The 21,459-nt window shown below is 74.1% G+C and carries 15 protein-coding genes and 1 pseudogene; 7 read left to right on the forward strand and 9 right to left on the reverse strand.

Going from position 1 to position 21,459, the window contains the following annotated elements:
• Window positions 1-85 precede the first annotated feature (85 nt).
• A complete protein-coding gene (locus J2S44_RS03475) occupies window positions 86-2,479 on the forward strand; it encodes an ATP-binding protein (protein WP_310408955.1) in 2,394 nt (797 codons plus the stop codon).
• Between the two features lie 174 nt (window positions 2,480-2,653).
• Window positions 2,654-3,121 carry an RICIN domain-containing protein gene (locus J2S44_RS03480; protein ID WP_310408957.1) on the forward strand — a complete coding sequence of 156 codons (468 nt, stop codon included), beginning with the start codon at window positions 2,654-2,656 and terminating at the stop codon, window positions 3,119-3,121.
• A gap of 59 nt (window positions 3,122-3,180) precedes the next feature.
• Here J2S44_RS03480 and J2S44_RS03485 read toward each other — a convergent pair whose 3' ends face one another.
• Window positions 3,181-4,179 (reverse strand): SEC-C domain-containing protein, encoded by a 999-nt coding sequence (locus tag J2S44_RS03485; protein ID WP_310408958.1) that lies wholly within the window; start codon window positions 4,177-4,179, stop codon window positions 3,181-3,183.
• 84 nt (window positions 4,180-4,263) lie between these two features.
• Window positions 4,264-4,486 (reverse strand): annotated as a pseudogene (locus J2S44_RS03490) (LuxR C-terminal-related transcriptional regulator); the annotation flags it as partial.
• Window positions 4,487-4,722: 236 nt separating this feature from the next.
• Between J2S44_RS03490 and J2S44_RS03495 the strand changes: the two are divergent.
• Window positions 4,723-4,890: a hypothetical protein gene (locus J2S44_RS03495; RefSeq protein WP_310408959.1), complete on the forward strand. Its 168-nt coding sequence runs from the start codon at window positions 4,723-4,725 to the stop codon at window positions 4,888-4,890.
• Between the two features lie 211 nt (window positions 4,891-5,101).
• Here J2S44_RS03495 and J2S44_RS03500 read toward each other — a convergent pair whose 3' ends face one another.
• A complete protein-coding gene (locus J2S44_RS03500; RefSeq protein ID WP_310408960.1) occupies window positions 5,102-5,530 on the reverse strand; it encodes a Fur family transcriptional regulator in 429 nt (142 codons plus the stop codon).
• A 194-nt stretch (window positions 5,531-5,724) separates the two neighbouring features.
• Here J2S44_RS03500 and J2S44_RS03505 point away from each other — a divergent pair, with 194 nt between their 5' ends.
• Complete coding sequence (locus tag J2S44_RS03505; RefSeq protein WP_310408961.1) at window positions 5,725-9,414, forward strand: S8 family serine peptidase; 3,690 nt, start codon at window positions 5,725-5,727, stop codon at window positions 9,412-9,414.
• Window positions 9,415-9,532: 118 nt separating this feature from the next.
• Window positions 9,533-10,333 carry a hypothetical protein gene (locus J2S44_RS03510; protein ID WP_310408962.1) on the forward strand — a complete coding sequence of 267 codons (801 nt, stop codon included), beginning with the start codon at window positions 9,533-9,535 and terminating at the stop codon, window positions 10,331-10,333.
• 160 nt (window positions 10,334-10,493) lie between these two features.
• Here J2S44_RS03510 and J2S44_RS03515 read toward each other — a convergent pair whose 3' ends face one another.
• Window positions 10,494-11,435, reverse strand: a complete 942-nt coding sequence (locus J2S44_RS03515; RefSeq protein WP_310408963.1) for an alpha/beta fold hydrolase — start codon at window positions 11,433-11,435, stop codon at window positions 10,494-10,496.
• Between the two features lie 95 nt (window positions 11,436-11,530).
• Here J2S44_RS03515 and J2S44_RS03520 point away from each other — a divergent pair, with 95 nt between their 5' ends.
• The gene (locus J2S44_RS03520; protein ID WP_310408965.1) at window positions 11,531-12,427 is read left to right on the forward strand and encodes a helix-turn-helix transcriptional regulator; all 897 of its coding nucleotides are present in this window, start codon (window positions 11,531-11,533) and stop codon (window positions 12,425-12,427) included.
• A gap of 81 nt (window positions 12,428-12,508) precedes the next feature.
• On the opposite strand, the gene J2S44_RS03525 is transcribed toward J2S44_RS03520, so the two are convergent.
• The 3 genes from J2S44_RS03525 to J2S44_RS03535 all read right to left on the reverse strand — a co-directional run bounded on the left by J2S44_RS03525 (window position 12,509) and on the right by J2S44_RS03535 (window position 18,967).
• Window positions 12,509-13,723, reverse strand: a complete 1,215-nt coding sequence (locus J2S44_RS03525) for an oxygenase MpaB family protein (protein WP_310408967.1) — start codon at window positions 13,721-13,723, stop codon at window positions 12,509-12,511.
• Between the two features lie 194 nt (window positions 13,724-13,917).
• The gene (locus J2S44_RS03530) at window positions 13,918-17,265 is read right to left on the reverse strand and encodes a 3-keto-alpha-glucoside-1,2-lyase-like domain-containing protein (RefSeq protein WP_310408968.1); all 3,348 of its coding nucleotides are present in this window, start codon (window positions 17,263-17,265) and stop codon (window positions 13,918-13,920) included.
• A gap of 475 nt (window positions 17,266-17,740) precedes the next feature.
• The gene (locus J2S44_RS03535; RefSeq protein WP_310408970.1) at window positions 17,741-18,967 is read right to left on the reverse strand and encodes a TetR/AcrR family transcriptional regulator; all 1,227 of its coding nucleotides are present in this window, start codon (window positions 18,965-18,967) and stop codon (window positions 17,741-17,743) included.
• A gap of 162 nt (window positions 18,968-19,129) precedes the next feature.
• On the opposite strand from J2S44_RS03535, the gene J2S44_RS03540 reads away from it, so the two are divergent.
• Entirely contained in the window at window positions 19,130-19,318 is a 189-nt protein-coding gene (locus tag J2S44_RS03540; protein ID WP_310408972.1) for a hypothetical protein, read from the forward strand.
• Between the two features lie 53 nt (window positions 19,319-19,371).
• On the opposite strand, the gene J2S44_RS03545 is transcribed toward J2S44_RS03540, so the two are convergent.
• Together J2S44_RS03545 and J2S44_RS03550 are read right to left on the reverse strand one after the other, a co-directional pair.
• The gene (locus tag J2S44_RS03545; RefSeq protein WP_310408974.1) at window positions 19,372-20,013 is read right to left on the reverse strand and encodes a hypothetical protein; all 642 of its coding nucleotides are present in this window, start codon (window positions 20,011-20,013) and stop codon (window positions 19,372-19,374) included.
• Window positions 20,014-20,037: 24 nt separating this feature from the next.
• Window positions 20,038-21,456: an amidohydrolase family protein gene (locus tag J2S44_RS03550; protein ID WP_310408976.1), complete on the reverse strand. Its 1,419-nt coding sequence runs from the start codon at window positions 21,454-21,456 to the stop codon at window positions 20,038-20,040.
• Between the last annotated feature and the right edge of the window lie 3 nt (window positions 21,457-21,459).

Below are 21,459 nucleotides of genomic sequence, written 5' to 3' on the forward strand. Positions count from 1 at the left end.
CCCCCGATCCTGAACGGGGCTGAACACCACTGAACCGTGGGACTCGGACTCCCAGTATCGAGAAGATTGCATATAGTGATCGAACGTGACGTCCGAACCGGCATCCATCCCGGGACTCGAGCTCCCGGACTCCGGCACGCCCGTCGAACGACTCGCCCACCTGCTCCGGCAGCTGCGCCGGCGTCAGGCGCGGCGGCGCGGCGCCCCGGAGACCACCTACCGCGAGCTCTCCGCGCGGACCGGCTGGTCGATCGGCGCGATCTCCGGCTACTTCGCCGGACGCATCCTGCCGCCGACCGACCGCTTCGACATCCTCGTCACGCTGCTCGGCGCCACCCAGGCCGAGCGCGGCCCGCTCGCCACCGCCCGCGACCTCGCCCACGAGAGCCGCCGCGCCCACACCCACGAGAGCCGCCGTGCCGACACCCACGAGGGCCGCCGTGCCCGTGCCCACGAGGGCCGCGGGGACGGCCCGCCGGAGGCTCCGCCGCCCTGGCTGCTGCCGGCGGTCTGCGCGCCGTTCGCCGGCCGCGCCCACGAGCTCGCCGAGCTGGACGCGGCACCGCCGGGCGGGATCGTCACGATCACCGGTGGCGCCGGCGTCGGCAAGACCGCGCTCGCGGTCCACTGGGGACACGACCGGGCCGGCCGGTTCCCGGACGGGCAGCTCTTCGTGGGCCTGCGCGGCTTCGTCCCCGGGCGCCCGCCGGCCGCGCCCGCCGAGGTGGTCCGCGACCTGCTGGAGGCGCTGGGCGCGGCGCCGGCCGCGATCCCGCCCGGCGTGACCGCGCGCGTCAACCTCTATCGCAGCCTGCTGGCCGGCCGCCGCATGCTCGTGGTGCTGGACGACGCGCGCGACGCCGAGCAGGCCCGGCCGCTGCTCCCCGGCGCCGCCGGCTGCCTGACCGTGATCACCAGCCGGAACCGGCTCACCGGCCTGACCGTGGTGGAGGGCGCGCATCCGCTGCCGCTCGGCGTGCTGCCGCCCGGCGAGGCCCGCGCGCTGCTGGCCGCGCGACTCGGCCCGGAGCGGGTGGCCGCGGAGCCGGGCCCGGTCGCCGAGCTGATCCACCGCTGCGCCCGGCTCCCGCTCGCGCTGGCCGTGGTCGCGGCGCGCGGCACGCTCCGGCCGGACGCCACGCTGGACCGGCTCGCCCGCGAGCTGCGGGCCGCACAGGGCACGCTCGAGGGGTTCACCGGCGACGATCCGGCCGCGGACCCGCGCGTCGCGTTCGCCGGGTCGTACCGGCTGCTGAGCCCGCCCGCGGCCCGGCTGTTCCGCTGGATCGGCGCGCATCCGGGCCCGGACCTGAGCGTGGCGGCGGCGGCCGGGCTCACCGGCACCGCGGCCGACGCGGTCCGTCCCGCACTCGCCGAACTGCTCCGCGCGCACCTCGTCCAGGAACACCAGCCCGGCCGGTACGTGGTGCACGACCTGCTCCGGGCGTACGCGCTGGAACAGTCCCGGCTCACCGACGGCCCGGCCCGGCGGCGGGCCGCCGTGCGCCGCGTCCTCGACCACTGTCTGCACAGCGCGCACGCCGCCGCCACACTGCTGCACCCGGACGACCGGACGCCGGTGCCGCCCGCACCCGCGCCCGGCGTCACCCCGGAGCTGCCCGCCGGCCGTGACGAGGCCCGGCGCTGGCTGGAGCGCGAGCACCGGGTGCTGGTCGGTGCCGTCAGCCACGCCGCACAGCACGGCTTCCCGCGCCACGCCTGGCAGCTGGCCCGCGCGCTCACCTCGTTCCTGGACTGGCGCGGTGACTGGCACGAGCTGGCCGAGATCCAGCGGGTCGCGCTCGCGGCCGCGGACGACGATCCCGGCCGCATCTCCGCGCACCGGCTGCTGGCCCGCGCGCTCAACCGCCTCGGCCGGTACGACGACGCCCGCACCCACCTCACCGCCGCGATCGCGCTCTGCCACGGCTCCGGCCTGCGCGCGGACGAGGCCCGCTGTCACCTCAATCTCTCGCTCACGCTGGAGCTGTCCGGGCAGCACCGGGCCGCGCTGGAGCACGGCCGCCGGGCCGCGGAACTGTTCGACGCGGCCGGGGACCGTGCCGGGCACGCGACCGCGCTGGGCGTGGTCGGCTGGTGCCACGCGCTGCTCGGCGAGTACGGCTCCGCGCTCGCCTGCTGCCGCCGCGCCGTGGACGAGCAGGCCGCGCTCGGCCAGGAGTCGCCGTCCACGCTGGACAGTCTCGGCTTCGCCCAGCACCGGCTGGGCCGGTACGCGGCGGCCGGCACCGCGTACCGGCGGGCGGTCGCGCTCTACCGCGAGGCCGGCGACCGCTACCACGAGGCGGACACGCTGATCCACCTCGGCGACTGTCACCGCGACGACGGCGACGACCACGCGGCCCGCGCCGCCTGGGACCGCGCCCGGGAGATCCTCACCGAGCTGCGCCACCCCGCGGTCGCCGCCGTCACCGACCGCGTCCGCACGCTCTCCGGCGTCCCCCGACCGGTGCGCTGAGCCGGGCGGTGACCGGGCCGGGCGGGTGATCGCCGCAGAGCGGCAGTTCCCGGGCAAAGCGCTCGCTCCCGGGCCTTTCGCCGATCGGCTCCGGCCGGCCCGGCGGCCGCCTATGGTGGGTCTGCCGGGCCTGGCACGTCACATTCACGAGCACGATCGACGCAAGGACTGGTCATGAAAGGCTCTCTCAAGGCTCGCCTGTTCTTCCTGGTGGTGACCACGGTCGCGGCGTTGCTGACCGCACCCGCGGCCGCGAGCGCGGCACCGCCCGGAACCATCCGCAGCGAGCTGAACAACCTGTGTGTGGACATCGAGGGCGGCAGCTACGCCGCCGGTGCCCGGGTCATCACCTGGACCTGTCACGGCAACGCGAACCAGCGCTGGTACTGGGACGGTGACTCGATCCGCAGCCGGCTCAACAACCTGTGCCTGGACATCGCGGGCGGCGACTACGCCCGCGGCGCGGGGATCATCATGTGGCCGTGTCACGGCAACGCGAACCAGAGCTGGTACTGGTACGGCGACACGATCCGCAGCAGTCTCAACAACCTCTGCCTGGACATCGAGGGCGGCAGTTACGCCCGCGGTGCCCGGCTGATCACCTGGACCTGCCACGGCAACGCCAACCAGGCCTGGTACTGAGACACCGACGGGAAACGGCCGGGCACCCGCCCGGCCGTTCCCGTGTCGTCCGCCGACCGTCAGCCGCGCGAGCGCGGCAGGCAGCACTTCTTGTACTTCTGGCCGGAACCGCACCAGCACGGGCCGTTGCGCTCGACCGGCCAGGAGATCGCGGTCGACCGGGTCGCCTGGGTGCGCGCGTAACCGGCGCGGGTCCTCGGGTCGGCCGGGTCACCGTCCGTACCGGCCGTGCGCACCAGCGCGTCCACCGAGCCGACGCCGAGCGTCAGGCCGACACCGCCGGCCGCGGCCAGCCGGACCAGCTCCTTCTCCAGGCGGGCGCGGTGCTCGTCCCAGGTCGCGCCGTACGCCTCGCCGAGCGCCGGCCACTCCGTCACCAGCCGGTCGAACTCGGCCTGCGGCCAGAACAGCAGCTCGGCCTCGGCCGCGTCGGCGGTCGCGGCGGCGCCGGCGTTCGCCAGCTTGGTCTCCAGCCGGTCGGCCAGGTTGTCGTGCCCGTCGTGCGGCAGGCCGAGCGCGTGCCGCAGCCGGTGCCGCTGCTGCAGCAGGAAGAACAGCTGGCCCGCCTCCTCGGCGCTGCCCGGGTCCGCGGACCCGCCGCGCTCGGCGAGCGCGGACCTCACGGCCTCGGTCAGCCACTGCTCGGCGATCTTGGCGCGGCCGCCCACGGCGAGCGCGGCGCTCACGTACGCCGGCGCGTCGGTGTATCGGGTCAGCAGCGGGCGCAGCGGCTCGAGCGCGGCCTCCGCCTCGTCGGCGCGCCCGGCCCGGAACAGGATCCGCGCCCGCAGCGCGCGGGCCGCGGCGACCTTCTCGTCGTCGCGCGTCCCGTACGCGTCGAGGCCCCGCTCCGCGTACCGCAGCGCGGCGTCGATCTTGTTCCGGCTCTCGGCGATCTCCGCGGCGAGCGTCAGCGCGAGCCCTGCGTCTTTCGCGTCCGCGAGCCGCCCGGCGTCCACCGCGTCCGCCAGCTCGGCGGCCACGCCGAGCGGGTCGGGGGCGCCCAGCGCGGACTGCCGGATCTGGAGAAGGTCGTCGCTGGTCAAGTCAGCTTTCATCGGCACACCGCCACCGTACTGCGGGTGGTGCGCCGGAGCCGTTGATCTGGGTCTCACTTCAGCTCTGGGCGTATCGCGCGAACGTCAGGTGACCAAGCCGTTGCGGTGGGCGTACACGACGGCCCGCACGCGGTCCCGGAGGCCGGGCGTGGTGAGGAACCGGGAGACGAACGTCTTCACCGGCTCCGGGCCGATCACGCGCCGCGGCGATCTCCGCGTCGGAGTGGCCGTTCGCGATCAGCGACGGCACCTCCCGTTCGCGCGGCGGCAGCGGCGTCTGCGGCGCCGGCGTGCCGTCGGCCGGGCGATCCGGGCCGGAGCCGCTCCGTCGGCGGCTCGTCCGCCCCGTGCCGCCGCAGCACGACGGCCGCCGGCACGAACACCAGCAGCACCGCCGGAGGTGACGGACCGTGGCGTTCGAGCTCCGCCGGCGGGAGAGGGAGGACTCGCACGGCGCCACGGTGGTCCCCCGCTCCCGGGACCTTCGCCCCTGACCCCGGGATCGCCCCGGTCACTACCGTCGGTACGGAGAGGAGGCACGTCATGCATCGCCAACTCGTCATCCTCGGAGCCGTCGTCGCGTTCCCGGTCGTCGCCACCGCCGCCGGAGCCGCCGCCACCGCGCTGGCCGTCGGGGTCGCCGCCCGGCACGCCGTGCGGTCCCTGTCCACCGCCCGTCAGCCCACCGTCGTCCGCACCGCCCACCGCTGACCGGAACCGCGCCCGCGACGTCCTTCCGAGGCCCGCGGGCGCTGCCGTCCGTGGCGGTGCCGGGCCGTCCACGGCGGAACCGGCGGGGAGCCCGTCCACGGCGGAACCGGCAGGGAGGCCGCCCGCGGCCGATCGGTGCCCGCGGGAGCACCGGGAGGCGACCACGCCGGAAGCGGGAAGAAAGGTTGTCTGGTCCGGTTCTTCGCGCCGGTCAGCCGGCCGGCGGGGAAGCCGGCGGCGGGGAGGCGGCGCAGGAGGGGCAGGTGCCGAAGATCTCGACGTTGTGGTTGAGGTCGCGGAAGCCGTGGCGTTCCGCGACGGCGGTGGTCCAGCGCTCGATGGCGGGGCCCTCGACCTCGATGACGCGGGCGCAGGAGCGGCACATCAGGTGGTGATGGTGGCGCGGGCTGCAGTGCCGGTAGACCAGCTCGCCCGCCGGGGTGCGGGTGGCGTCGACGGCGCCCTCCTCGGCCATCGCCTGCATCGCCCGGTAGACCGTCGTCAGTCCGATGTGGATGCCCCGGTCGCGCAGGCCGGCGTGGATCCGCTGCGCGCTGAGGAACTCGGTGGTCTCGCGCAGCAGCGCGTCTATCGCGGCGCGATGGCGGGTGCGCCGCCGTGGCCGGTCGCCGTCGGTCATGCCGGTGCCTCCCCGATCTCGAGCGGTAACCGACTATAGAAGATGACTTTCATTGCCGCTTAGGGTACGTCGCCCGGCGCCCGGCACGGCCACCCGGCGTCGATGGCACGGACGAAATTCGCCGTTAACCGGTATTGATCAATTCCGTTGTAGCGTGCGCGGGTCCACATCGGATCGAACCGAGGGAATATTCGGTGACGCTCTCGTTCCACGGCAGGTCGGTGTCGCTCATCGTCGCGACCGCGACCCTGCTGGCGGCAACCCCGCCGGCCGCCGCACTCGCCCGTCCCGCCCCACCGCCCGCAAGCTCCGTCCCGTCCCCCGCGGGCGCCGGCTCGCCGTTCGCGCGTCCCGCCGGCCCGGGTGCCGGTGAGGTCATCACGCTGATCACCGGTGACCGGGTGACGGTCACGCCCGCCGCCACCACGGTGGCCGGCCCGGACGGTGAGCCGGTCGGCGCGCGGGTCACCACCGCCGGCGGTGACACGTTCGTCGTGCCGGACCGGGCCGCGCCGTATCTCGCGGCCGGCGTGCTGGACCGGCGGCTCTTCAACGTCTCCCTGCTGCTGCGCGACGGCTACCGCGACCAGCTCCCGCTGATCGTCGCCTACCGGGACGCGCCCGCGGCCCGGCGCTCCGGGTCGCCGCTGGACGGCAGCACGGAGGTGCGTGCGCTGCCCAGCGTCCGCGGCAGCGCCGTCACCACGGACGCGGATCGCGCCGGCGACCTCTGGGCGTCGCTGACCGAGGGCGGTGCGGCGGCCCGCACCACGACGCCGGAACGCGCACCCGGTGCCCGGCAACTCGCGCACGGCGTCGAGAAGGTCTGGCTCGACGGCCGGATCCGGGCCGCGCTGGCGGACACCACCGCGCAGATCGGCGCGCCCGGCGTCTGGGCCGGCGGGAACACCGCGGAGGGCGTCGACGTGGCCGTGCTGGACACCGGCGTCGACGCGGACCACCCGGACCTGGCCGGGCAGATCGAGTCCAGCGTCAGCTTCGTGCCCGGCGAGGACGTCACCGACCGCAACGGTCACGGCACGCACGTCGCGTCCACGATCGCCGGCACCGGCGCCGCCTCGGACGGCCGGGAGCGCGGCGTCGCGCCCGGCGCGGACCTGCAGGTCGGCAAGGTCCTCAACAACGGCGGCGGTGGCCAGGAGTCATGGGCCGTGGCCGGCATGGAGTGGGCCGCCCTGGACCGCGGGGCGAAGGTGATCAGCATGAGCCTGGGCGGGTCACCGACGGACGGCACCGACCCGATGAGCGCCGCGGTCAACCGGCTCAGCGCGGAGACCGGCGCGCTGTTCGTGATCGCGGCCGGCAACGACGGCCCGTGGCAGACCACGGTCGGCACGCCCGGCGCCGCGGACGCGGCCCTGACGGTCGGCGCGGTCGACGCGGCCGACGCGATCGCGGACTTCTCCAGTCGCGGGCCGCGCCTGGCCGACCGCGCGCTCAAGCCGGAGATCACCGCGCCCGGTGTCGGCGTGCTGGCGGCCCGCTCGCAGTTCGACAACGGGGGCACGGGCGCGTACCGGGCGATGAACGGCACGTCGATGGCGACGCCGCACGTGGCCGGCGCGGCCGCGCTGCTCGCCGCGGAACACACCGGCTGGACCGGTGGGCAGCTCAAGGACGCGCTGGTCAGCACCGCGGCGGAGACGCCGGGGATCCCGCCGTACGAGGGCGGCAGCGGCCGGGTGGACATCGCCCGGACCACGGCCGCGACCGTGTTCGCCACGGGCACCGCGTACCTCGGCATCCACCCGCGCGGCGGCCGGGCCGAGCGCCCGGTCACGTACACCAACCTCGGCACCACGGACGTCACGCTGGGCCTGACGCTGGACGCGCCGGGCGTACCCGAGGGGCTGCTGTCGCTGTCCGCGCCGTCGGTGACGGTGCCGGCCGGCGGGACCGCCACGGTCACGGTCACGGCCGACCTCTCCCGGACCACGGCGAAGGGGTCGTGGACCGCGCGGGTCGCGGCGGGCGGACTCGCCGACACGGTGATCGGCGTCAGCACCGAGGAGCAGCCCCGGCACCTGGTGATCACGTCGACCGGCCGGGACGGCGAACCGATGGCCGGCGAGATCACGCTGCTGCGCGAGGGCGACCCGGCCGGCCACTACCTCGCCTACCTGACCGGTGGCACGCTGGACGTGCTGGTGCCGGAGGGCCGCTACTCGGTGTGGATGTGGGGCGAGGTCGAGGGCGTGAACGGGCCGCACTCGCGCGGCGTGGCGCTGGTGACCGCGCCGGACGTGGTCGTCACCGGGAACACCGCGATCACGCTGGACGCGTCCCGCACTCAGCGGGTCGACGCGATCACGCCGCGGACCAGCGCGGACGCGGTGCTGCGCCTGGACTACCACCGGAAGATCGGCGACGCCAACGCGGTCACGGACGCGTTCGTGATCGACAACTTCTACGACAGCATGTGGGTCACGCCGGGCGAGACCGTGCCGGACGGTGAGATGTCGGTGACCGCGCGCTGGCGGAAGACCGAGCCGGTGCTGCGGATCGCGCACGACGGCGACTGGTTCGACGACCTGCACGTGCTGCCCGGTTCGGCGCTGCCGCCGGCCGGCTCACGGCACCTGAACGCGGTCTTCGCCGGCTCCGGCGACGCGGCCGGGTTCGCGGCGGTCGACGCCCGGCGGAAGATCGCGGTGGTTCGCCGCGGTGACATCGACGCCCAGGTGGAGGCCGCGGAGGCGGCCGGCGCGGCCATGCTGCTGATCGTCAACGACGAGCCCGGCCGGTACTTCGACGGCACCAGCCGCACGCCGGTCGCGGTGGCGTCGGTGACCAGGGACGCCGGTGAGCGGCTGATCGCCGCGCTCGGCCGGGCGGCCGGCAGCCTCCGGGTCGTCTCCGACCCGGTCACCGACTACACGTACGACCTGGTGCGGCACTGGGACACCACGGTGCCGGCGTCGGTGACGTACCGGCCGGCCGAGCGGGAACTGGCCCGGGTCGACTCCGACTTCCGCAACGCGCCGGACGACCAGGCGTACGAGTACCGGTACGACCTGAACCCGCACCTGACCACCGGCGTGGGCTTCGCGGCGCCGCCGGTGCGGTCCGGCCGGTTCCGCACCGACTGGGTCACGGTGCAGGACGGCGTGCGATGGATCTCCGAGGTGAACAACCGCTCGTCCGGCCAGTGGGGTGCCAGCACGGCCTACCGCGCCGGTACGACCGTGGGTGAGCAGTGGTTCGGCGCGATCGTCCGGCCGCGGATCACCGACTTCGTGCGGATGCCGCACCGCACCGGCAACCGGCTCCGGGCGGAGATCATCGGCTGGGGCGATTCCGGCGCCGCCCACTCCGGCCTGTACGTGCCCGGCGTCGTCGACTGGTCCACCACGGTGTACCAGGGCGGCACGGTGGTCGACGGCACGCCGGGCGGTTACCTCGACACCGGCGCGGAGCTGAGCCCGGCGCGCCTGCCGTACCGGATGGTGGTCGCCACCGAGCGTGACCCGGCCGCCGACCCGTACTCCGTGACCACGCGCACGGCCTGGGACTTCGTCTCCGGCGCGGCGGACACGCGGCACCAGCTGCCGCTGATCCAGCTCGACTACGCGGTGGACACCGGGCTCGACCGGCGCGCGGCGCGGAACACGACGCTGACCGTCACGCCGTCGCACCTGCCCGGCGGCCCGGCCACGTCGTCGATCGGGTCGGTGACCGTCGCGGTCTCCTACGACGACGGCCGCACCTGGACCGAGCAGCGGGTGCGGCGCACCGCGGCCGGCTGGACCACCGAGCTGCGCGCGCCCGCCGGCGCCGAGGCCGTCACGATCCGGGCCGGTGCCCGGGACGCGCACGGCAACGCGGTGGAGCAGACCATCACCCGGGCGTTCGGCCTGCGGTGACCGTCGCCGGGAGGGCGGTCGCACCGGCTGCCGGCGTGGCCGCCCTCCCGCCCCGGCCCGCGCGGTGATCATCCGGTGGGCTGGACGGTGAGCAGTCGCACCGGCCATCATCCGGATCATGGATCCGATGGCGGCCGGTGAGGCGGTGGAGGGCGCGTTCCTCGCCGCGATCGCGGAGAACGCGCCGGTCGCACTGCGCGAGACGCTCGGCCTGGGCGTGACCCGGGTCGACGGCGTCACCGTGCTGACCGTGCGCGCGGGCATTCCGATGTTCAACCGGGCGGTGGGGTTCGGGGCGCCGGTCACCGCCGGGCTGCTGGACCGGATCCTCGACGTCTACCGCGCGGCCGGGGTGCCGGCCGCCGTGCTGAAACTCCCGCCGCCACTGCTGCCGGCCGACTGGGCGGAGCTGTGCGCCGCGCGCGGCCTGGTGCCGCTGCCGGACTCGGTCAAGGTGACCCGGTCGACCGCGGTCCCGCCGCCGATCCGCACCGCGCTGCGCGTCGGCCCGCTGCCCGCGGCCGAGGAGCGGGACTGGATCGACCTCGTCATGTCCGCGCTGGACCCGGTGCCGCACCTCGCCGAGCTGATGCCCGGCCCCGGCCGGGACCCGCGCGGCTCCCGGTTCGCGGCCTGGGACGGCGACGAGATGGTCGCGGCCGCGCAGTTGTTCACGCACGGCCCGGCCGGCGTGCTGAAGAGCGGCGTCACGCGCGCCTCCCACCGCGGGTGCGGCGCGCAGTCCGCGCTGATCGCGGCCCGGGTCACGGCGGCCCGGGCGGCCGGCTGCGAGTGGGTGGTCTCGGAGACCAGCGTGCCCGAGCCGGGCGAACGGCACACCTCGCTGCGCAACCTGGAGCGGCTGGGCTTCGCCCGGGCCTACGACTACCGCAGCGTGCGCTGGGAGAACCGCGCCTAGGCCCTGTACGAACTGGGGTCGGAGCGAGGCGCGGTCCAGGTGTTGTCCGGGTGCGCGGCGCGGAAGCCCTCATACCGGTGTTGTATGTGGGCTTTTGTGACGTGCGGCCGGGCGGCGCCTGGACCGCGCCGCAGTCCGGCCATCCACTTCGATACAGGGCCTAAGCACCGCCGCACACCCGGTTCCGCGTGCTGGGACCGCGGCCGGCCGGGGGCGGTGCGGGTGCGGCCCGCAGGACGGACGCCGCGGCGGCGGCGAACGGGGCGGGCTGTTCGACGTGTGCGAAGTGGCCGCTGTCGCGCAGCAGGTGCAGGCGGGCCCGGGGGATGCCGTCGGCCAGCAGGGAGCCCCAGCGCGGACCGCACAGGAAGTCCCGCTCCCCGACGATCACCACCGTGGGTACGGTGATCTCGCTCAGCCGGTCGGTCACGTCGAACGGCACCGGATCCGGCGCGCTCGCGGCCTGCCTGGACATCCGGATCGCGGCCCGGAAGGAGGCGAAGTCGGGCCGCCTCGCATAGAAGTCGGCGAAGTAGGCCGGCAACGCGGCCGCGAACTCCCGGGTCATGCTGTCGTCGTCGGGGGCGGTCACCGCCCGCCGGAACGCCTCCGGCACGTCCGCGGCCTCCGGCACGTCCGGATGACGTCGTGGATGGGCGTCCAGCGCGGCCGTCCCCTCCGCCCAGAACTCCGGCCCGGCCTGCGGTGACGTGGAGTACAACACCAGCCCGGACAGGGCCTCCGGATGCGCCAGCGCGTAGCTCTGGGTCACGAAACCGCCGTACGAATGGCCGAGGAGGTGGACCGGCCGGCCGAGACGCGCGATCAGCGCGGCCAGGAAACGCACGTGGACGTCCAGGCCGAGGCGGGGCGGCCGGCCGGAACGGCCGGTGCCGACCGGCTCCGGGTACACCACCGTGAAGTGTGCCTCGAGCTCCGGCGAACGCAGGTAGGCCCAGTCCAGGCCGGGCCCGCCCGGGTGGGCCACACACACCGGGCCGCGGCCGGCGACGTGGTAGACCTGCCGTACTCCCTCGATGCCGAGTTCGTGCGTGCCCGGCGCGAGCGGTCCCGTACCGGAGCCGGTGTCGTTGGCTGACATGCGTTCATTGGATCTCGGCGGGCGGCCGGGGACCATGTCGTGATGCGCCGGGCCGCATACGATTTCTGCCACCCGCGTTGGCTAGGGTCGTCCCGATGGACCTGATCAACGAGGTGGTGGCCAGTGCCCGGGCCGGCCGGGCCGTGGCCCGCCGCAGCCGGTACGCCGGCGCCTGGGCCACCCGCTTCCCGGCCGTGAACGGCTCCGGTCTGCACGTGATCCGGCAGGGCTCGCTCTGGCTGATCCCCCGGGAGAGCGAGCCGGTGTTCCTGCGCGCCGGCGACGCGGTGTTCGTGCCGCACGGGCCGCCGCACGGTTTCAGCCACGTCCCGGCCCCGTTCCCCACGCTGTCCGAGACCGGGACGTGGGTGCCGGGCGGAGACCCGTTCGAGGTCGAGTTCGTCTCCTGCTGTTATCACCTCGACCGCGGGCGGGTGCACGAGTCGCTGGCCGGCCTGCCGGAGGTGATCACGCTGACCGTCGACGGGCGGCGCCACCCCCAGCTGCCGGTCCTGGCGGATCTCCTGGGCGCGCACGCGGACGGAGCCGGCCCGGGCGACGACATCGGGCTGGCGGCCGTGGTCGACCTGCTGCTGGTGCACCTGCTGCGCGCCTGGCGGGGACTGCGGGACGAGGAGACCTGGCGGCGGACGCCCGACCCGCAGATCGCACGGGTGCTCGAGGTGGTCCGGGACGAGCCGTACCGGACGTGGACCGTGCGGGAGCTGAGCGACCTGGCGCGGATGTCGCGCGCCGCGTTCACCCGCCGGTTCACCGCCGTGGTGCACGAGAGTCCCGGTGCCTACCTCACCCGCCGGCGGCTGGAGCAGGGCGCGCACCTGTTGCGCCACACCGAGTTGCCGCTGGCCGCCGTGGCGGAGCACGTCGGGTACGCCACGGAGTTCAGCTTCTCGGCCGCTTTCCGGCGGCACTACGGCATCGCGCCGGGGCGTTTCCGGCACCGGGACCGGGCGAGCGGCGGCGCGGGCTGACGACATCGGCACGGTACGGCCCGCGTCGCGCAGGTGGGCCGTACCGTGCCGGAGGCGGGCGACGTCGATCCCGGGCTGCGCTCAGGTGCCGGGCCGGTTGCCGGTGGGGATGGTGATCGGGGTGTACGTCGGGGAGGTGCCGTTGTTGAGGAACAGCATCGCCAGCGCGCGCACGAACCGGTCGAAGGTGGCGAAGCCCTCCGGCACGATCGGCGACAGGCCCTCACGGAACGCCACGTACGCCGGCCAGCCGACCTGGATCAGGCCGCGGGCCACCAGGTCGCGCCGCAGGCCCAGCCAGTCGCCGATCCGGTCGCTGAGCACGTAGCGGACGAACTCGTTGAGGAAGCCGCGGGTGACGCCGAGGTCGATCTGCGCGGTCAGCCCGAGCAGGATCTCGGCCAGGTCGACGCCCTCCGGGGTCGGCGCGAGCAGTGGCGTCAACGCGTACTGCGACTGCTGGTGCGCGGCGGCCCAGGTCGCCGGGATGAAGTCGTCGCGCACGCCGAGCAGGTGCAGCGCGACCTGCCACTGGTGCAGGTACGCCGCTTCCTCCGCGGCCGACATCCGGATGCCCCAGCTCTTGAGCTTGCCGTGGACGAACGTGCCGAGACTGTGGAACGTGATCAGGATGTCGCCGTTGCTGATCGGGATGAAGTCCTGGTCGTCGGTGACCGCCCGCCACGGCGCCGACTGCGGCAGCAGGTGCCGCACGGCCGCGTGGGTGAGCCGCGTCTTGTTGGACGTGACCACGAAGTGCCCGGACGGCGTGAACGCGTCGGTCGCGCTCAGGTCGTAGCCGTACGTGAACGTCTTGGCCGCGCGCGCCTGCATGTCGGCGCCGCCCTCGGACCAGTAGACGTTGCGCGCCTCCCGCGGGATGACCGTGCTCATGATGCCGCTGCCCAGCCCGTACAGCAGGAACAGGTACAGCCCCATCCGCTCGTTGAACCGCGCGGCGCGGCGCAGGATCGCCGGGTCGGCCCAGGCCGGCAGCCGGTTGTGCTGCTGGAGGTAGGCGGTGAGGTCGGGCGGGAACGCGGCGGGCAGCGGGTCGCCGTTGCGCACCCACGACTCCATCGCGGCGTTGACGGCCGGGATCTCGCCGCGGGTGAGCAGCGACGCGACCAGCGGATCGGTGGCGTCGTCCCAGACGCCCCACGGGTCGTCGACCGCGTCCGTCCCGGTGATCGAGCCGGCGGAGGACCAGGCCCACGCGGTCGAGGGGGCGGCCACGCCGGCCAGGCCGAGCGCGGCGCCGAGGGTGAGGATTCGTCGACGGTTGAGATTCTCCATTCGCTTACCTGCTTCCCTGAGTGACCGGATGTCGCCGTTGAACAACGGTCTTCGAGGGTGCGACGCGCATGTCACCACGGACACCGTCATGTGATTTTCAATTAACATAGCGGCGCCTAAGATCATCGGCAAGCACGAATGTCCGCTCGTCCTCCCGGTGGCGGGAGGACGAGCGGACGGTGGACGGTGGACGGTCAGGCCGGTTCGATCCAGATGTTGCGGTAGCGGACGTTCGCGCCCGGATCGCCGTGGTCCTGGAGGCGGACCGGCAGCGCGGCCGGGCTCTCCGCCGCGCCCGCGCCGGTCGGCCCGTCGATCGCCACGTCGTTGTGCACGGTCACGCCGTTCCAGACCACGGTGACCCGCGCGTTCTCGGTCTTCGTGGTCCCGTTCCAGCGGGCCGCGCGGAACGTGACGTCGTACGTCTGCCACGTCTCCGGCGCGGTCGCGGCGTTCGACGACGGCGCCCGCTTGAGGTAGATCGCGCCGGCGTCGTCCGCGGCCGGCACCGCCTTGCCGTACGAGTCGAGCACCTGCAACTCGTACCGGTCCTGCAGGTAGATGCCGCTGTTCGCGCGCGCCTGCCCGGTCACGTTCGCCGGCAGGTTCGGCAGCCAGAACTCGACGTGCAGCTTGAAGTCGCCGTACGTCTGCTTGGTCCGGATGTCACCGCCGAGCACCTCGGCCGAACCACCGGACACCGGCCAGGTCACCGCGCTGCCGTCCGCGTTGCGGAACGCGCCCAGGTTGCCGCCGTCGAACAGCGTGACCCGGCTCGGCCCGTTGTGCGTCCAGCGCTGTTGCGCCACGTTCGACCACGTCCACAGCTGCACCGGCGTGCCGTCCGCGGTCGCGCCGCCGGCCACGTCGAGCACCTTGCCGGACTGCGGGTTGACCAGCGCGCCGTCGGACCGCGCCCGCCACGCCTGCGCGGCGCTGTTGTTGCAGGTCCACAGCTGCACCCGGGTCCCGTCCGCGGTGCCGGAGTTCGACACGTCCAGGCACTTTCCGAGCGCCCGCAACGAGTCGCCCTCCCGCGTCCAGCTCTGCGCGGACGAGTTGTTGCACGTGTAGAGCTGCACCTTGGCGCCGTCCGCGATGCTCGCGTTGTCCACGTCCAGGCACTTGCCGCCGAGCCCGGTGATCGTCCCGGTGCCGGCCACCGCGGCCGTGGCGCCGCCGACGGTCAGGCTGTCCAGGTTGACGTGCCCGGTGTCCGCGGTGTCGACGCGGTAGGAGACCGTGTTGGCACCGGCCCGCAGCGTCACGGAGTCGGCCAGCGTCGCCCAGGTGTCCCAGTTCGCGGTGCTGGGCAGGCTGACCTGTCTGACCCGCGCGCCGTTCACGTACAGACTCATGGTCTTGGTCGCCTGGGACGGGTTCGGCCCGTTGCTGTAGCGCAGCGAGACCGGGTACGCGCCGGCCGTCTGCACGTTCACGGTGAACGTGGTCGCGGATCCGGCCGCGCCGTGCCCGGCGGCGAAACCGCTGCCGGTGTAGCCGGGATGGTCGGTGGCGACCGACGTGCTGCCGGTCAGGCCGGACCACTCCGCCTCGACCAGGCCGGACTTCAGCGTGGTGCCGTCGGCCAGGCTGTTCAGCGTGTACCAGGCCTCGGTGCTCCACAGTGACTGGTTGGACGTGGAGGTGAACGGGCGCGGCGAGCGCAGGTGCACGACCCGGCCCGGCTTGAGCCCGGCCAGCTTGAGCGTCACCTTCAGCCGGTCCGCGGACAGCGTGGCGGACGTGACGGGCAGCGTCTCCTCGTCCACCTTCGGCCCGCCGTAGGCCGGCGTCGGCACGTACCGCCACTGCTTCGCCCGGTAGCGCGCGGCCAGCTGCGCCGCGGTCGCGTCCGAGACCGGCTGGGTGTACTCCAGCTCGAAGCCGTCCGCGATCGCCTTCATCGACTTGATGTCGAAGACGCCGGTGTTGTTCGGGATGAGCTTCTGCAGGCCGTAGGTGAGTTTGCCCTCCTGCCCCCAGTTGCCGCCCGCGCCGAGCCCGCCGACGTAGAGCGCGCCGTCCGGGCCCTGGCTCAGCCGCAGCACGCCCATCTCCAGGCCCTGCGTCATCCGGAACACCGCGCCCTGGTACTGGCCGCCGACCTTCTCCAGGAACCCGCGCTGGATGCCGCCGTAGGTGACGTCACCGAAGAGCATCTGTCCCGCGTACGGCCCGCCGTTGACCACGATCGGGGTGCTCGGCGAATTGGCGATCTCGTTCTGCGGCAGCCACAGCACCGGCTGGGTGACCGGCTGCAGGTCGAACGGCCCGTCCGGGTTGGTGTAGTGGCCGAAGAACCGGTCCGGCTTGACCTGCACCAGCTTCGACGACGGCAGCCAGCCGCCCTGGTTGTCCAGCACGAAGATGTCGCCCTCCGGGCCCAAGTTCAGGCCGTTGGGGGTACGCAGCCCGCCCGCGATGTACTGCACCGCGCCCGTCGAGCGGTTGATCTTCACGGTGGTGCCCCGGTTCGGCGAGCCCTGCGGGTCCGTGGTCGCGCCGCCCAGGTTGATCGACACGGACAGGTTCAGGTAGAAGAACCCGTCCTGGTAGAGCAGCCCGAACGCGAACTCGTGGAAGTTGCCGTCGAACGGCCAGGTCGCCACGCGCCGGTACTGGTCGATCGTGCCGTCGCCGTTCGTGTCGTTCAGCTCGGTCAACTCGTGCTTCTGCGACACGTAGATCTTTCCGTCGACGATCTTCAGCCCCATCGGCTCGCGCAGCCCGGTGGCGATCCGCCGGTAGGTGACCTGCGGGTTCGCGCCGGTCACACCGCTGAGCACGTAGACCTCGCCGGCCGTCGTCTCGCTGCCGCCCCAGGTCGCGATCGCCAGCCGCCCGTCCGGGAACCAGTCCATCGCGCTCACCTGCGGCTGGAACCCGGCCGGGCGCAGGTTCGCCAGCGTGTAGCCGGGGTGCACGCCGGTCAGCGGCAACCCGTCACCGGGAGAGTCGCCGGCGCTCTCGCACTCCTTGCGGCCCGGCGCGGTCACCCGCACCACGCCCGAGTCGGTGCTCAGCGCCGCGGTCGGCACCGGGGCGAACGCGGTCGCGCCCGGCGGCCGCCAGTCCAGCGTGAGCTGCTGGCCACCGTCCCGCTCGAAGTAGTCGATGTGCAGCGAGTGGTAGCCGGCGGTCAGCGCGACCGTGCCCTCCACCGGCGTCGGCCCGTGCGCGCCGTCGTTGTTGATCACGGTCGTGCCGTCGATCAGCAGCCGCGAGCCGTCGTCGCTGGTCAGCCGGAAACCGTACGTACCCGCGGCGGTGATGTTGATGTTTCCGATGACCTCGGACTGGAAGAAGTTGTCGACGCCGAAATCCGCCGCGGCCGACCAGTTGATCGTCGGCATCAGCTTGTCCACGTTCGGCGTCTGACCGGGCTTGAGCGTGCAGAGCGAGTCACGGGACGTCTGCAGATCGAACGTCCGCAGCGTGACTCCCGGCTCCTGCGGTGGCACGTCGGCCGCGACGGCCGGTAAGGCGGGCAGCAGTCCCGCGAGCGTGGCGGCGGCGAGCAGCACTATCCGTGTCTTCATCGGACCACCCCAGACCTCGACATAAATCGATGCCTCGGGACGCTAGACCCCTTTTGCTCACGCGTCCATAACTTCCGCACGATTATCTAAAAGTTTGTTTCCAGTAACGGCGCGCGGCGTTGCCAACCGGCTACCGAACTACGCCGAACCGCCGAAAACGGGCGTACGTCGGGCCCGACCACGACGTGCGCGGCGCCGGACACCGTCGTGCGTGGACGCTCGCGGGGTGGACCACGCCGCCGCATCGACCGTGCCGCCGCACCGACCGCGGCGTCGAAGCCGGCCGAGCGGCCGATCGGGCCCGGCGCCCGCGGCGTTCCGTCGCGTGCGGGTGCGGGGTTGGCCGACCGCCCGACCGGCAGGGAGGAGCCCCTGGGCGACGACCGGTGCCCGCGGGAGCACTCGGGACGCGACCACGCCGGAAGCGGGAAACGGGGTTTCGTGGTGTGCGGGGTGGGGTTTCGTGGTGTGCGGGTCAGCTCAGCGCGCCGGCGGCGAGCGCGGTGACGGTGTCGCGGTTGGCGGGGGTGTCGTGCCAGCGCAGCGCGCGGCCGGCCTCGACGACGACGCCGAACGCCGCGTGGGTGAGCACGCGGGCCGCGCGGGCGTCCAGGCCGGGACGGGCGGCGCGGATCTGGTGTTCCCAGACCGCGATGTGCTCGCGCTGAGCGATGATCAGCGGGCGGCGCAGGGCATCCGGCAGGCCGCGGACCTCGGCCTCGGCCACGCTGTTGAGGGCGTTGTGCTCGAAGCTGTAGGCGACGTAGGCCGCGACCAGCGCCGTGTGCGGGCCGACCGCCGTGTGCGGGCCGGCCGCCGTGTGCGGGCCGGCCGGCGAGCGCGGGCCGGCCGGCGAGCGCGGGCCGGCCGGCGAGCGCGGGCCGCGGTCGACCGCCTGGGCGAGCAGGCCGGCCGCCTGCAGGCAGGCGGCGACCAGGATGTCGACCTTGCCGGGGTAGTGCCGGTAGATCGCGGACGGGGCCAGGCCGACCGCCTGGGCGATCTGGCCGTTCGTGACGTTCGCGAACCCGTCCCGGGCGAACAGCGGCACGGCCGCGGCCAGGATCTCGGCGCGCCGGGTGCGCGGCACCGGCCGGCCGGGCAGCTCGACCCGGGCCGCGCTGCCGGCGGCCGACGCCGGATCGGTGGTGGCCACGCGCGTCGCGGACGCCAGCACCAGCTCCTCGATCCGGCGCGGCGCGATCGAGGTGTGGTGCATGGTGACCGAGCCGATCGCGCCGAGCGCGGCCACGGCCCGCAGGCGCGGCTCCGGCAGCGGGGCGGCCCGGTGTACCGCCTCGGTCACCCGGTCCACGACGTGCGCGAACTTCGCGCGCAGGCGCCGCCGGTCGTCCCGGGCGAGGTAGCGGGCCTCCCACCGGTATAGGCCGCCGGACGCGCGGTGCGCGACCGTGACCCGGACCAGCGCGGCCAGCAGGTCCCGCAGGGAAGCGTCCGGCGGCACCGTGTCCAGCGCCGCGACCAGGCCGTCGACCATGACGTCGGCGCACGCGGCGAACAGCGCGTACTTGTTCGGGAAGTGCCGGTAGAGCGCGGCCGCGCTGATCCCGACGCCACCGGCGATCTCCTCCATCGACGCCGCGTGGTACCCGCGCTCGCTGAACACCGCGCCGGCCGCGTCGACGATGAGCTGCCTGCGGTTGTGCGGCCGGGTGGCGGCGGCGGGCCCGGCGGACGTCATACGCGACAGTCAATCACGCGGCCCCGCCCCGCCTCATCCTCGCGCCGGTGGGCACGGACCGGTCGTGGCTGCGTGCGGGACACGGCTTCGTCGCGGGGGACGTTCGTGGACACCGCGCCGGTGCGCACCGGCAGAATGAGGGGTGAGGAAAGGACAACGAACATGGTGAGACAACCCAGTGACTCTCTCGGGCGCCGGTCCGGCCGCGGCAAGGACTCGGCGACGCTCGCCGGCCGCGTCGCGAACCAGAGCGAGGCGGCCCAGCGCCGGCAGAGCCTCGTCGAGAAGATGCGCGCCCGCACCCGCGACGCGGAAACGCCGGACGAGACCGGCGGCGCGCCGACCGAGTGACCCACGACCGGCCGCACCCACGGACGTGAGCCGTGCGCGCGGCCGGTCAGCCGTCAGCTCACGGCCGTGAGCCGGGCGCCGGACCGGCGGCCGGCGCGGGCGCCCCGGTAGGCGTCCGCGCGCAGCGCCGCGATCGGGCCGGGCAGGACCAGGCCGGGCAGCGGGTGCAGCACCGGGTCGAACGTGATCGGCTCGTCCGGGCCGGGCGCGCCCAGCACCAGCAGCCCGAGCTCGCAGGCCCGGCCGCCCGGCCCGGCCGCGGAGAGCAGCAACAGCGGCCCGCCGCGCCGGACCGGGCGCGGCCGGGCCGTGATCGTCACCCGGCGGCGCCCGGCCCGGTACGGGAACACGGTCGTGTACCCGCCACGGAACGGGTCCCGCCGCACGGTCAGCAGGTGTCGGGTCACCCGGCCGGTGCCGCCGGTGGACAGCAGCAGGTCGTGCCGGGCGCCGTCCGGCGTGGTGAAGCCGAACGCGAGGCCGAGCACGTCCGGCAGCGGCCGGGGCAGTCCGGCGCCGCGGGAGACGCGGACCACCCCGGTGTCCTCGCCCGGCTCGTCCAGCCACGGCACGCCCCACCGGCCGCCGCCGCGGCGGATCAGGCGGGCCTCGTACACCCGGCCGGTGGTGTGTATGGGTTTGCCGCCGCGCAGTCGCGCGAGCCCGCCGAAGACGCCGTCCACTCCCCAGGTCATGACGACCGGATACCCACGATCACCTCAGGCGAACAGGTTCCGCGTGATGCCGGCGGCGGTGAACAGGTGGTCGCGGGAGTCCTCCAGTTCGCCGCGGAGCCGGTCGAGGTCCGCGTCGAGCAGCCGGCCCCGCCACTTCCGGACCGTGCCGCCGACGATCACGGTCTCCACGTTCGTCCGGTCCATCAGCGTCACCACGGCGCCGGGCGCGCTGTTCATCGGTGCCACGTTGAGCGCGGTCGCGTCCAGGATGACGATGTCCGCCTCCTTGCCCGGGCTCAGCGAGCCGGTCCGGTGGCCGAGCCCGAGGTGCTCGGCGCCGTTGACGGTGGCGAAGCGCAGCACGTCCCGGTCGAGCAGCAGCTCCGGCGTGCCCGGCGCCGGGGTGGGCCAGAAGTTCTCCGCCGTACGGCCCGGCTGCGCGAAGACCCGCTCGTGGACCTGCATGCGCTGCAGCGTCAGCGTGGCGCGCATCAGCGTGAACGGGTCCGCGGCCATCGTGGTCTCGACGTCGGAGCTCAGCGACGGTTCCATGCCGAGCGCCTGCGCGGTGAGCAGCGGCGGGGTGCCGTGCCGCATGGACATCTCGATCGGCACCGCGAGCGAGACCCGCACACCGGCGTCGCGGACCGACTGCCACACCGCGTCGGAGACCTCGACCATGTGGATGAACAGCACGTCCGGGCCGAGCCCGACGCCCCGGTCACCGCGGGCCAGGCCCTGCATGATCGGCTCCATCATGAAGCCGAGCGCGTGCGCGGCGATCGGCACGTCCAGCTCGCGCGCGAGCGTCCAGACCGGGGCGTACGCGTCGATGCCGCCCATGATCTCGCCACCCATCGCCATGGTCAGCAGCCCGTCGCCGGTGAAGTACGCATCCCGCAGCCGGCGGGCGTCCTCCGGGAACCGCGAGCCGGGACGGCCGTCACCGGCCCAGTAGCCGGCCACGGACCGGGCACCCGCGTCGGTCAGCGCCGCGACCGCGGCGTCGCTGTGCTCGGGCGTGTGGTGGATCTGCGAGGTGTCGAGCACGGTGGTGACGCCCGCGTCGAGCTGGGACAGCCGCCCGTACAGCATGCTGATGTAGACGTCCTGCGGCCGGTACACCGGGGCGAACCGGCCGATGATGTGCTCCATGTAGGACGGGTCCGCGCTCGGCGAGCCGGACCCGTCGTTGATCAGCAGGCCGTTCGGCAGGTACGAGCGCAGCGCCGTCTCGAACAGGTGATGGTGGGTGTCGACGAAGCCGGGCATGACGACCCGGCCGCGCGCGTCGATCACGTCCGCGTCCGGTGCGTCGACGCCGGGCCCGACCGCGACGATCCGCCCGCCGTCGACCAGCACGTCGGCGCTCTCGAAGTCGCCGACGGCCGGGTCCATCGACATGACGGTGCCGCCGCGGATGACGTACGGCCGGCCGGGGGTGGGAGCAGTGTCGTTCATGCG

The sequence above is a fragment of the Catenuloplanes niger genome, from assembly GCF_031458255.1.
In the GTDB taxonomy this organism is placed as follows: domain Bacteria; phylum Actinomycetota; class Actinomycetes; order Mycobacteriales; family Micromonosporaceae; genus Catenuloplanes; species Catenuloplanes niger.

Coding starts and splice junctions, on each gene's coding strand:
- J2S44_RS03480 (WP_310408957.1), top strand. CDS start 2,654: ATGAAAGGCTCTCTCAAGGCTCGCCTGTTCTTCCTGGTGGTGACCACG.
- J2S44_RS03485 (WP_310408958.1), bottom strand. CDS start 4,179: ATGAAAGCTGACTTGACCAGCGACGACCTTCTCCAGATCCGGCAGTCC.
- J2S44_RS03495 (WP_310408959.1), top strand. CDS start 4,723: ATGCATCGCCAACTCGTCATCCTCGGAGCCGTCGTCGCGTTCCCGGTC.
- J2S44_RS03500 (WP_310408960.1), bottom strand. CDS start 5,530: ATGACCGACGGCGACCGGCCACGGCGGCGCACCCGCCATCGCGCCGCG.
- J2S44_RS03510 (WP_310408962.1), top strand. CDS start 9,533: ATGGATCCGATGGCGGCCGGTGAGGCGGTGGAGGGCGCGTTCCTCGCC.
- J2S44_RS03515 (WP_310408963.1), bottom strand. CDS start 11,435: ATGTCAGCCAACGACACCGGCTCCGGTACGGGACCGCTCGCGCCGGGC.
- J2S44_RS03520 (WP_310408965.1), top strand. CDS start 11,531: ATGGACCTGATCAACGAGGTGGTGGCCAGTGCCCGGGCCGGCCGGGCC.
- J2S44_RS03525 (WP_310408967.1), bottom strand. CDS start 13,723: ATGGAGAATCTCAACCGTCGACGAATCCTCACCCTCGGCGCCGCGCTC.
- J2S44_RS03530 (WP_310408968.1), bottom strand. CDS start 17,265: ATGAAGACACGGATAGTGCTGCTCGCCGCCGCCACGCTCGCGGGACTG.
- J2S44_RS03535 (WP_310408970.1), bottom strand. CDS start 18,967: ATGACGTCCGCCGGGCCCGCCGCCGCCACCCGGCCGCACAACCGCAGG.
- J2S44_RS03540 (WP_310408972.1), top strand. CDS start 19,130: ATGGTGAGACAACCCAGTGACTCTCTCGGGCGCCGGTCCGGCCGCGGC.
- J2S44_RS03545 (WP_310408974.1), bottom strand. CDS start 20,013: ATGACCTGGGGAGTGGACGGCGTCTTCGGCGGGCTCGCGCGACTGCGC.
- J2S44_RS03550 (WP_310408976.1), bottom strand. CDS start 21,456: ATGAACGACACTGCTCCCACCCCCGGCCGGCCGTACGTCATCCGCGGC.